Raw genomic sequence first — 10,332 nt, 5'->3', positions numbered from 1 at the left:
TGGAAACGAATCTCCATCCTGTTCGATAGGTCTTACCAGATCCTCATCCAGCCCAACTTAAGTGAACTGCATTAGGGCGCGAGGCCCGGCTTTTTCGTGTCGTGGCTTGAACGACTTAGAACTTCATACCGACGCCGAAGGTGACGCGGTTGTCGGTGGCCTTGACCTTGCCGATGCCGTCGAAGCTCTTGCTGCCGAAGTCGGTGTAGCGGTACTCGACGCGGCCGAAGACATTGTCGGTCAACTTGATGTCGGTGCCAACACCGGCGGTCCAGCCGAGCATCGTTGCGCGATCGCTGGCCCCAAGGACGGTGTCTTCCACCTTCAGGCTTCTGCCGGCGAGACCGCCGGTGCCATAGAGCAGGATTTCTGGGCTGACCGCGTAGCCGAGACGGGCACGCAGCGAACCTTCAAAGCCGGCCTTGGAGTCGATGCCGTTGTCGTCGCCCTTGACGCCGTTGTAGCCGAGTTCGGCTTCAGCGCCGTAGACGAAGTTCTCCTGCTGCCACTGATAGCCGCCGAAGACACTGCCGACGAAACCCTTGGTATCGGTTTCAACGTCGAAATCCTTTTCCTTGGTCCGGCCGCTGAAGCCATAGCCGACGTTGAGACCGGCGTAGGGGCCGGCCCACGAAGCGACCGGAAGTTCAGCGATCGGCGCAGGTGCCGGCGGCTCTTCCGAAACCACGTCAGCAGCATAGGCGGTTCCGCTGAGGGCGAAGAGGCCGAGCGCAACGGCCAGCGGCCGTGCGAATTTGAGATTGGCTTGCATTGTTCTTTACTCCTTAAGCCACAGGACACAGGCTTGTTTCTCACGATCGCCATCTACCCGTCCGGGGGGTGAAACGGATCTGGCGTTCGTCGGTTCCAAATGTCGTGTCAAAATGCGGCTGAAGCGAACCTGAACTTGGGTCATTCCCCGGCACGAATGAGGCAGAACCTTGACGTTGCATCTTCGCAACAGCGAAATGGCAGGAACCATCCCGTGCTGCGCTGCACACCGCTTGGTGCAAGGACTCCAGCACCCTATATTGCGGTCGGGCGCGCCCGAGTCCAGGGCGGGCCGGGATGTCCAAACGGCCGTTTCGCCACAATGCTGCCCAAGGTGCGAACACCATTTAACGCATGCCGGGCCATATTTCGCCGGCACCGCTTTTTCGGCCCGAAATTGAGGATTGACACCATATGAGCAAAGCCACTGTCACGGCGCTGGTGACGGGCGGGGCCAGGCGGATCGGCAGGGCGATCGTCGAGGATCTCGCCGCCCACGGTTTTGCCGTCGCCATTCATTGCAACCGCTCGCGCACCCAGGCCGATGTGTTGGCTGCCGAAATCATCGCCGGAGGTGGCCGTGCCGCCGTGGTCGCCGCCGACCTGACCGATATGGACGCCGTTGGCGATCTCGTCGGCCAGGCGCAAGCAGCGCTCGGACCGATTCCGCTGCTGGTCAACAATGCGTCGCTGTTCGAGGACGATTCGGTTCTGGATTTCGAGTGGCGGGCCTGGGACCGGCACTTTGCCGTCCATGTGAAAGCGCCCGCGCTCCTGGCGCAGAATTTCGCCCGGGCGTTGCCGGCAGGGCAGGAGGGCCTGATCGTCAACATGATCGATCAGCGCGTCTGGCGGCCGACGCCGCGCTACTTCTCCTATGCGCTGTCCAAGTCGACGCTGTGGACGGCCACGCAGATGATGGCGCAAGCGCTCGGCCCCAGCATCCGCGTCAATGCCATCGGCCCGGGGCCGACCCTGAAGAACGCGCGTCAGGATGACAGCGATTTTGCAGCCCAAGTCGATGGCTTGGTCCTGAAGCGCGGCCCGGATTTGCCGGAATTCGGCGCCACGATCCGCTATCTCTGGGAAGCGCGCTCGGTCACCGGCCAGATGATCGCGCTTGATGGCGGCCAGCATCTTGCGTGGCAGACGCCCGATGTGACAGGCATGACGGAATGAGTCCCGTAGACCACAAAAGCAAGCCGCGCGGCGGCGCCGACGATCTGCCCCCCGATATCGACGTCGAGGACGAGGCAGTCGAGGAGATCGTTGAAACCGTCGGTCCCGATGTCGCCTTCACCGCCATCGACTGGACGCCGCATGCCGGCGACGCGGAAGGCATGATCGGCGCCGAGGTGATCCAGACGCTGGTTAAGCGGCTGCCCAACGCGCCCGGCGTCTACCGCATGATGAACGCTGCCGGCGATGTGCTCTATGTCGGCAAGGCGCGCAGCCTGAAGAAGCGCGTCACCAACTACGCGCAAGGCCGCTTCCACACCACCCGCATCGGCCGCATGGTGCGCGAAACGTCGACGATGGAGTTCGTCGTCACCCGCACCGAGATCGAAGCGCTGCTGCTCGAAGCCAACCTTATCAAGCGCTTGCGGCCGCGCTTCAACGTCCTGATGCGCGACGACAAGTCGTTTCCCTATATCCTCTTGACCGGCGACCATGTCTCGCCCGGCATCTACAAGCATCGCGGCGCGCGCTCGCGCAAAGGCGATTATTTCGGGCCCTTCGCCTCGGCCGGTGCCGTTGGCCGCACCATCAACTCCCTGCAGCGCGCCTTCCTGCTCAGGAGTTGCACCAACTCGTTCTACGAGAACCGCACGCGGCCATGCCTGCTTTATCAGATCAAGCGCTGCGCCGGCCCCTGCACCGGAGAGGTTTCGCACCAGGACTATGCCGAACTGGTCAATGAGGCGAAGGACTTCTTGTCCGGCCGCAGCCAAAAGGTGAAGACGGAAATCTCGGCCGCCATGCAGCAGGCGTCGGAAGCTCTCGATTTCGAGCGCGCCGCGATCTATCGCGATCGACTTGCGGCCCTGTCGCATGTGCAGAGCCACCAGGGCATCAATCCGGCTACCGTCGACGAAGCCGATGTCTTCGCCATCCATCAGGAAGGCGGCCAGGTCTGCATCCAGGTGTTCTTCTTCCGCACCGGCCAGAACTGGGGCAACCGCGCCTATTTCCCCAAGGCCGATCCGGCGTTGGAAGCAGCCGAGGTGTTGGGTTCGTTCCTGGCGCAGTTCTATGACGACAAGCCGACGCCGCGGAACATTCTTCTGTCGCATGGCGTCGAGGATCAGGAACTATTGGCCGAGGCGCTCTCCACCCGCGCCGGCCGCAAGGTCGCGATCTCCGTGCCGCAGCGTGGCGAGAAGAAGGACCTGACCGACAACGCCCTGCAGAATGCCCGCGAGGCGCTCGGACGCCGGCTGGCTGAAACCTCCACCCAGGGACGCCTGCTTGCGGGTTTCGCCGAGACATTCGGCCTGCCGAAGCCGCCGGTGCGCATCGAGGTCTACGACAATTCGCACATCATGGGCACCAATGCCGTTGGCGCCATGGTCGTCGCCGGGCCGGAAGGTTTTGTGAAGAATCAGTACCGGAAATTCAACATCCGCTCGACCGAGATCACGCCTGGTGACGATTTCGGCATGATGCGCGAGGTGATGGAGCGACGGTTTTCGCGGTTGCTCAAGGAGCATGGCGATGTCCCGGCTGGCGATGCAGTTGATGGTTCGGCAGACGATATGGAGGACGATATCTCCGGCAGCTTCCCGGCCTGGCCCGATGTCATCCTGATTGACGGTGGCCAGGGCCAGATGACCGCGGTGCGCAAGATCCTTTCGGATCTCGGCATCGAGGACCGCGTGGTTGCCATCGGCATCGCCAAGGGCCAGGACCGCGACGCCGGCCGCGAACGGTTCTTCGTCAAAGGCAGGGACTCGTTTTCGCTGCCGGTTCGCGATCCCGTGCTCTATTTCGTCCAGCGGCTGCGCGATGAGGTCCATCGTTTCGCGATCGGTTCGCATCGGGCGCGCCGCAAGAAGGAGATGGTCAAGAGCCCGCTCGACGAGATCAGCGGTATCGGTCCAGGCCGCAAACGCGCCTTGTTGTTGGCCTTCGGCACCGCCAAGGCGGTCAGCCGCGCCGCCATCGAGGATTTGAGGAAAGTCGACGGTATTTCCGAGCAGGTGGCGAAACTGGTCTACAATCATTTCCATGAGAGCTGACAGCAAGGATGCTATTTTCGTCTGGTCAATCGATTCTCGCCTGTTGACCCCCTACATTCGCTTCTGATTTGAGTAGGCAGGCAGAAAGAGTTTCCCAGATATGGCCAAGCGCGCGTTCAACCTGCCCAATATGCTCACCTACGCCCGCATCGTCGCGGTGCCGCTGGTGGTGCTATGCTTTTTTCTCGAAGGACATCTGAAGTCGAGCGACTTTGCCCGCTGGTCGGCGCTGATCATCTTCCTGCTCGCCTCGATCACCGATTATCTGGATGGCTATTTGGCGCGCGCCTGGCAGCAGACCTCCAACATCGGCAAGATGCTCGACCCGATCGCCGACAAGCTGCTGGTCGCCACCTGCCTGCTGCTGCTGGCCGCCGACACCGATCGCCATGCGGGCATTGCCGGCTGGTCGTTGTGGGCCGCGATCATCATCCTGTGCCGCGAAATCCTCGTCTCGGGTCTGCGCGAATATTTGGCGGCGCTGAAAGTTTCGGTGCCGGTGACGCAGCTGGCAAAATGGAAGACCGCCATCCAGATGGTCGCCATAGCGTTCCTCTTGGCCGGACCGGCCGGCGACAAGATTTTTCCGCTGACCACCCAGACCGGGCTGGTGCTGCTGTGGATCGCGGCGCTGGTTACGCTCTATACGGGCTACGACTATTTCCGCGCCGGCCTCAAGCACATCATGGACGAGTGAGATGACGACCCGGCTCATTTATTTTGCCTGGGTGCGCGAACGCATCGGCCTGCCTGAGGAGGATGTCGACCTGCCTGCCGGCATCGAGACGGTCGCCGATCTCCTGCGCTGGCTGAAATCGCGCGGCGAGGGCTACGAGCACGCGCTGCGATATCCCGACGTGATCCGCGTCGCCATCAACCAGGAACATGTCGAGCACCGCGAGAAGATCGCGGGCGCCCGCGAAATCGCGCTGTTCCCGCCGATGACCGGGGGCTGACATGAGCGGCGGGGTCTTACCTGTCGTGCGCATTCAGCGCCAGGATTTTGACGTCGCCGCCGAGATCGCCAGACTGACGCAAGGCCGCGCCGATATCGGCGCCGTGGTGACCTTCTCAGGCCTTTGCCGCGACGAGCAGGGCGCGCTCTCAGCGCTCGAGCTCGAACACTATCCCGGCATGGCCGAAGCGGAAATCGCCCGCATCGCTGCTGAAGCGGTCGAGCGTTGGCCATTGCAGGGGCTCACCGCCATCCACCGCCACGGGAAGATCGCGCCCGGCGAGAACATCGTGCTGGTCGTGGCAGCCTCGGCGCATCGCCATGCGGCGTTCGAGGCGGCGAATTTTCTGATGGACTATTTGAAATCGCGCGCGCCCTTCTGGAAGAAGGAGCATCGGGCTGACGGCTCGGAGGGTGGCTGGGTCGAGGCCAAGGAGGCCGATGCAACGGCCGCGCAACGCTGGTCTCAGTCCGAATAAGATCCGCCGCAGCCATGCATTGACCGCAATCCTTTGGCCAATTGGCAGGATTGGTCAGCCTGGGGCATTGGCAGCCCGGGGCATTGGCAGCCAGGGGTGAGGGAGATGGTCATGCTGGACAGGATCGCGGAGTTCTTCATCTTCGGTTTCGTGCCTCTGGTCGTCGGCATATTGGCCGTTCCGGACCAGTCTGTTGCCGCCGAACAGGCCGTGAGGGGCGAGGTCATCTATCGCGAGCGCATTGCCTTGCCGCCCAGTGCCGTGCTGTCCGTACAACTTGCCGATGTGTCGCTGGCCGATGCGCCTGCCACCATCATCGGCGAGCAGAAAGTGCAGCCGGCCGGCCAGGTGCCGATCAGCTTCGAGATCAAATTCGACCCTTCCGTCATCCGGTCGCAGATGACCTACGCGTTGCAAGCCCGCATCACCGTCGATGACAAGCTGCTGTTCATCTCCGATATGCGCCATCAGGTCGATCCGCTGGCCGACGTGCCGCAGACCATCATGCTGAAGATGGTCACCCCGAGCGCCGAGCCCATGGTTTCGGTCTTCGATCAGCTCTGGCTGGTCGACTATGTCGACGGCATCGGCGCCATTGCTGCCCCGCAAGCGACATTCAGGGTCAGCGAGGCCGGCAAGGCGGGCGGCAGCGGCCCCTGCAACACCTATTTCGCCACTGCCAAACTCGATGGCCAAACGATCGTGATCAGAGACATCGGTTCTACCTACAAGGCCTGTGCGCCCGAGGTGATGGCCGAGGAAAAGGCGCTGTTCGATGCGCTGGCCAAGGCGGCGTCATACCGTGTCGATGCCGGCAAGCTCATCATATCGGACAAGGACGGCCGCGAGATCCTGCGCTTTAGCGCGGCGAGCTGACCCCCCAACGAAGAAGGCCGGCGAAACGCCGGCCTTCTTTTTACGGGATCCAAGGTCTGGACTATCGGCTCAGCCGACGATCTCGGTGTCCGAGAACCAGTACTTGATCTCTTCTGCCGCGGTCTCCGGTGCGTCGGAGCCGTGCACGGAGTTTTCGCCGATCGACAGCGCATGAACCTTGCGGATGGTGCCTTCGGCGGCGTTAGCCGGGTTCGTGGCGCCCATCACTTCGCGGTTCCTGGCAATGGCGTTCTCGCCTTCCAGCACCTGGACGACCGTCGGTGCCGACGACATGAATTCCACCAATTCGCCGAAGAAAGGGCGGTCCTTGTGGACGGCATAGAAGCCTTCCGCTTCGCGGCGGCTCATCCAGACCCGGCGCGAGGCGATGACGCGCAGGCCTGCCTCTTCCAGCATCCTGGTGATGGCGCCGGTGAGATTGCGCCGGGTTGCGTCCGGCTTGATCATGGAAAATGTGCGTTCGAGCGCCATGGGTCGTCCTTGTCTGAGAATGGAATTGAGAGTGGCGGGCTCTATACAAGCCGCCCGGCCCATTGCCAAGGGGTGAGGAACGGTCCGCGCGGCGGACGGAAAGCCAACTGCTTGGCTTTCCGAGTGACGAACGGTGAAAGCCCGGTCCGCCTTCGGGCGGATTGAAAGGTCCAGTGGACCTTTCAAAGGGTTTGAACGCCCGAAGGGCAGGGAGCGGGAGCGAAGGGCCGGACGGCTGCGCGTTTCTGCGGCAAGCCGGCCCCGTTCAGACGGCTGCACAGCAACGCTTTGCTTGCTATAGTCGCGTGTCGGCGCCGCGCTGAGGTCGGGCCGTATGGAGACACCATGACCATGACAGACGATCGTCAGGAACGCATTCGCAACCGCGCACACCAGATTTGGGTGCAGGAGGGCCAGCCGGCTGGCCATCATGAGCGCCATTGGCATCAGGCGGCCACCGATGTCGACCAGGAGGACGCCGCAGGCAAGTCGGCAGCCAAAAAGCCAACCAGGAAGGCAGCTGGCGCAGGCAAGGCAAAGGCCGCCCCCAAGGAGGCAAAGGCTGCCACGAAGGCCGGCAAGCCAAAGAAGGCGGCCAAGTAAGTTACTGCTTTACGGCGTCAAGCCGCGGCGGCGACCTTTCGTCCCAGCCCGCCATGCAGGTCGAGGCAGCGAACGAACCACTGCGCCACCACGTCGCCATCGTCGAGCAGTTGGTAGGGAGAGGCTATGCGCGCCCATTGCAAGGCGCCGAAGACGATATAGTCGCTAAACAGCGGCGACGCGGCGCCGATGAATGGCTGATAGCCGAGCATTGAACGCAGCGGCTCCAGCGCGGCGCGGAATGTCGCCAGCCCGGCGTCGCGCGCGGTGACGACGTCCTCCAGCGTCTTGCCAAAGCGTTGCTCGCGGCTCCGGCGGAAATAAGCGGCGTTCTCCTCGTCCTGCATGGTGTGGAGGTCGATGATCGCGGCGGTGGTCACGTAGGGATGGATGGTCAGTTGCGACCAGCGCTCGACGAAACGAGCCATCGCCTTGCCGCCTTCACCGCCAAACAGCGTCGGCCGGTCCGGATAGGCTTCATCGAGATAGAGGGCGATGGCGAAGGAATCCGCGAGGACCGTCTCGCCGTCGCGGATCACCGGGACGGTTTTCGAAACGCCGCCCTCGACAGCGGGCACCTCGAGAAAGCGCGTCGGCACGGTCGATATGTCGAGCCCCTTGTGGGCGACCGCCATCGCCACCTTCCAGCAATGCGGGCTGAACGGACGTGTGCTGTCGCGTCCGACGAGATCATAGAGCAGAATGGTCATTGGCGGCAGGCCCTTCAAGCGTTAGGTAGGCCCCGCATCGACGCGAGCCGAGGGGAAGCCATGAGACAGCATTTCATGATGTTTGCGGCCTATAATCAATGGGCCAATGGCCGCATCTATGAGGCCGCCGCCGAGCTCGATGATGAGGAATTCAACCGCGATGTCGGTGCCTTCTTCGGCTCGATGATGGGCACGCTCAACCACCTTTTGACTGCCGACCGCATCTGGATGAAGCGCTTCACCGGCGAGGGCGACGCGCCGACGACACTGGATGCCATCCTGCATCGGGGGTTGACCGGCCTGCGGGCGGCGCGTGAAGCCGAGGACAGGAGGATCATCGATTGGGTCGGCGGCCTCAATGACAAGGCGTTGACGGGCCGCTTCACCTACATGACCGTCTCGGATATGCGCACCGTCTCGCAAAGGCTGGCGCCGGCGCTGGACCACGTCTTCAACCACCAGACCCATCATCGCGGCCAGGCGCATACGATCCTGACCATCCTGGGACGGCCAAGCCTGGGGTTGGACCTGATGCTTTTCCAGCGGACCGAGGAGGGCAGGGCTTTCGCCTGATCCGGTGGCGTTTTGCGTAGTCGGTCCGGGGTTGAAGAGCTTGCGCCACTATCGCTGCATTTTGTGCTGCAGCATCGTCTTTACCTCGGGCCACTCGGAATCGATGATGCTGAACCGGACGGAATTGCGCTTCCGACCGTCCGGCATGATCCGCTCGTTGCGAACGATCCCTTCCTGCTTGGCGCCAATTCGCAGGATGGCTGCCCTTGACGCGTCGTTCAGTTCGTCTGTGGTGAATTGCACACGGACACATCCCATGAACTCGAATGCATGGGCCAGGAGAAGATACTTCGCCTCGGTATTGACCCCGGACCGCTGAACCGAACTGCTGAGCCAGCTATGCCCGATCTCCAGCTTTCTATTCGTGCGATCGATCTTCCAAAACCGCGTACTTCCGCAGATCACTCCCGTGCTGCGCATGACGATTGCATAAGGCATGACAGTGCCGGCCCGTCGTCCAGCCAGGGCATTGGCAATATATCCATCGATCGTGTCTGGCCCGGGGACCACGCTGGCCCTCAGGTTCCACAACGCACCATCCGCTGCCGCGCTCAGAAGCCCCGACGAATGTGCCTGCTGAAGTGGCGTGAGCTCAACAATCTTTCCGACCAAGGCGGGCTGTACGGATTGCACGTCCATTTCAGGCAGCCGTCGAAGCTTCGCCCCTGATTTCGCTGTCCAGCTGGCACTGCGTCAGAGCCGCTTCCGCCATCACCCACTGCTTGAACAACTGGACCTTGCGTGCGGCAAGGCCTTTCTGCGGAGAGACAAAATACCAGCCAGCCGTGTTGGGATGGTGGACGGCGAAGGGAGCCACCAGCCTTTCGGCGCGGATGTCGCTGGCCATATAGGCACGGTTGGCCACCGCAAATCCCATCCCGGAATTGGCTGCCTCGTAGGACATCATGCACGAGTCGAAATAGATGCTCTTGGTCTCGCTGAGCACGAAGCTGGCGCCGGCGAAACCAAGCCAGGATTGCCAATTCTGGGTGCAGGTGTCGGAATGCAGCAGGGTGAAGTGCTTGAGGTCGTCCGGTGTCACCTTCGACAGCCGCTTATCGCCGAGGACTTCGTGGAACAGCTTGCGGCTGCACACCGGTGTCAGGTCTTCGCGAAACAGCAGATCGGATTGCAGCCCGTGAAAGTGACCGTCGCCATAACGGATTTCGAGATCGAATTCCGAGGCCGTGAACTCATGCGTCGCGTAGGAGGTCGAGACCCGCATCACGATATCGGGATATTGCTGCTGGAACAGCGGCAGGCGTGGAAATAGCCAGCGTGCGGCAAAGGTCGGCAGCACCGATATTTTTAGCACATGCTCCTGCGATTGCCCGGTCGCTTCCATGCTGGCGGCGACGATTCGCTCCAGCGCCTCGCGAACGCGCGAGACATAGGTCTCACCCTCCGGCGTCAACGAGACCGCATTGCCGCCGCGCTGGAAAATCTTGAAACGAAGCTGATCCTCCAGGCTTTTCACCCGCTGGCTGACCGCTGAAGCGGTAATGAACTGTTCTTCGCCGGCACGCGTGAAATTACCGTGCCTTGCAGCACTTTCCACGATTTTAAGCGAATTGAGGTTGACCTGACTGAGCAGACGCACGGTTTCGACCTTAAGCTTGGCTTACACTAGCACC

General features: G+C 62.1%; 13 protein-coding genes. 8 read left to right on the top strand and 5 right to left on the bottom strand.

Translation table 11 applies throughout. The annotated features are described in order from the left end of the window. Positions 1 to 115: 115 nt before the first annotated feature. Positions 116 to 772, bottom strand: coding sequence for an outer membrane protein (locus tag X735_RS144340; RefSeq protein WP_023812630.1), 657 nt, complete (start codon positions 770 to 772; stop codon positions 116 to 118). A 413-nt stretch (positions 773 to 1,185) separates the two neighbouring features. Between X735_RS144340 and X735_RS144345 the strand changes: the two genes are divergently transcribed. The 6 genes from X735_RS144345 to X735_RS144370 all read left to right on the top strand — a co-directional run bounded on the left by X735_RS144345 (position 1,186) and on the right by X735_RS144370 (position 6,320). Then, complete coding sequence (locus tag X735_RS144345) at positions 1,186 to 1,950, top strand: SDR family oxidoreductase (protein WP_023812629.1); 765 nt, start codon at positions 1,186 to 1,188, stop codon at positions 1,948 to 1,950. Next, positions 1,947 to 4,010, top strand: a complete 2,064-nt coding sequence (gene uvrC / locus X735_RS144350) for an excinuclease ABC subunit UvrC (RefSeq protein WP_023812628.1) — start codon at positions 1,947 to 1,949, stop codon at positions 4,008 to 4,010. Before X735_RS144345 ends, uvrC begins: the two co-directional genes overlap by 4 nt. A gap of 100 nt (positions 4,011 to 4,110) precedes the next feature. Continuing rightward, positions 4,111 to 4,707, top strand: a complete 597-nt coding sequence (gene pgsA, locus X735_RS144355) for a CDP-diacylglycerol--glycerol-3-phosphate 3-phosphatidyltransferase (RefSeq protein ID WP_023673449.1) — start codon at positions 4,111 to 4,113, stop codon at positions 4,705 to 4,707. 1 nt (position 4,708) lies between these two features. Continuing rightward, a complete protein-coding gene (gene moaD / locus X735_RS144360; protein WP_023812627.1) occupies positions 4,709 to 4,966 on the top strand; it encodes a molybdopterin converting factor subunit 1 in 258 nt (85 codons plus the stop codon). 1 nt (position 4,967) lies between these two features. Then, positions 4,968 to 5,444: a molybdenum cofactor biosynthesis protein MoaE gene (locus tag X735_RS144365; RefSeq protein ID WP_023812626.1), complete on the top strand. Its 477-nt coding sequence runs from the start codon at positions 4,968 to 4,970 to the stop codon at positions 5,442 to 5,444. Positions 5,445 to 5,555: 111 nt separating this feature from the next. After that, the gene (locus X735_RS144370; protein ID WP_023812625.1) at positions 5,556 to 6,320 is read left to right on the top strand and encodes a YbaY family lipoprotein; all 765 of its coding nucleotides are present in this window, start codon (positions 5,556 to 5,558) and stop codon (positions 6,318 to 6,320) included. Between the two features lie 69 nt (positions 6,321 to 6,389). Here the strand turns inward: X735_RS144370 and ndk are convergent, their stop codons facing one another. Continuing rightward, the gene (gene ndk, locus X735_RS144375; protein ID WP_013532476.1) at positions 6,390 to 6,812 is read right to left on the bottom strand and encodes a nucleoside-diphosphate kinase; all 423 of its coding nucleotides are present in this window, start codon (positions 6,810 to 6,812) and stop codon (positions 6,390 to 6,392) included. A 345-nt stretch (positions 6,813 to 7,157) separates the two neighbouring features. Between ndk and X735_RS144380 the strand changes: the two genes are divergently transcribed. Continuing rightward, entirely contained in the window at positions 7,158 to 7,415 is a 258-nt protein-coding gene (locus X735_RS144380; RefSeq protein ID WP_023812624.1) for a DUF2934 domain-containing protein, read from the top strand. Positions 7,416 to 7,432: 17 nt separating this feature from the next. Here the strand turns inward: X735_RS144380 and X735_RS144385 are convergent, their stop codons facing one another. Beyond that, positions 7,433 to 8,125: a glutathione S-transferase family protein gene (locus tag X735_RS144385; protein ID WP_023812623.1), complete on the bottom strand. Its 693-nt coding sequence runs from the start codon at positions 8,123 to 8,125 to the stop codon at positions 7,433 to 7,435. A 60-nt stretch (positions 8,126 to 8,185) separates the two neighbouring features. Between X735_RS144385 and X735_RS144390 the strand changes: the two genes are divergently transcribed. Further along, positions 8,186 to 8,698 carry a DinB family protein gene (locus X735_RS144390; protein WP_023812622.1) on the top strand — a complete coding sequence of 171 codons (513 nt, stop codon included), beginning with the start codon at positions 8,186 to 8,188 and terminating at the stop codon, positions 8,696 to 8,698. 48 nt (positions 8,699 to 8,746) lie between these two features. Here X735_RS144390 and X735_RS144395 read toward each other — a convergent pair whose 3' ends face one another. Both X735_RS144395 and X735_RS144400 read right to left on the bottom strand, forming a co-directional pair. Further along, positions 8,747 to 9,337: a GNAT family protein gene (locus tag X735_RS144395; RefSeq protein ID WP_031213543.1), complete on the bottom strand. Its 591-nt coding sequence runs from the start codon at positions 9,335 to 9,337 to the stop codon at positions 8,747 to 8,749. 1 nt (position 9,338) lies between these two features. Next, on the bottom strand, positions 9,339 to 10,298 hold the full coding sequence (locus tag X735_RS144400; RefSeq protein WP_023812620.1) for a LysR substrate-binding domain-containing protein: 960 nt from the start codon (positions 10,296 to 10,298) through the stop codon (positions 9,339 to 9,341). Positions 10,299 to 10,332: the final 34 nt, after the last annotated feature.

The sequence above is a fragment of the Mesorhizobium sp. L2C084A000 genome (assembly GCF_000502875.1).
Taxonomy (GTDB): domain Bacteria; phylum Pseudomonadota; class Alphaproteobacteria; order Rhizobiales; family Rhizobiaceae; genus Mesorhizobium.
This window is presented reverse-complemented; position numbering and strand designations above follow the sequence as displayed.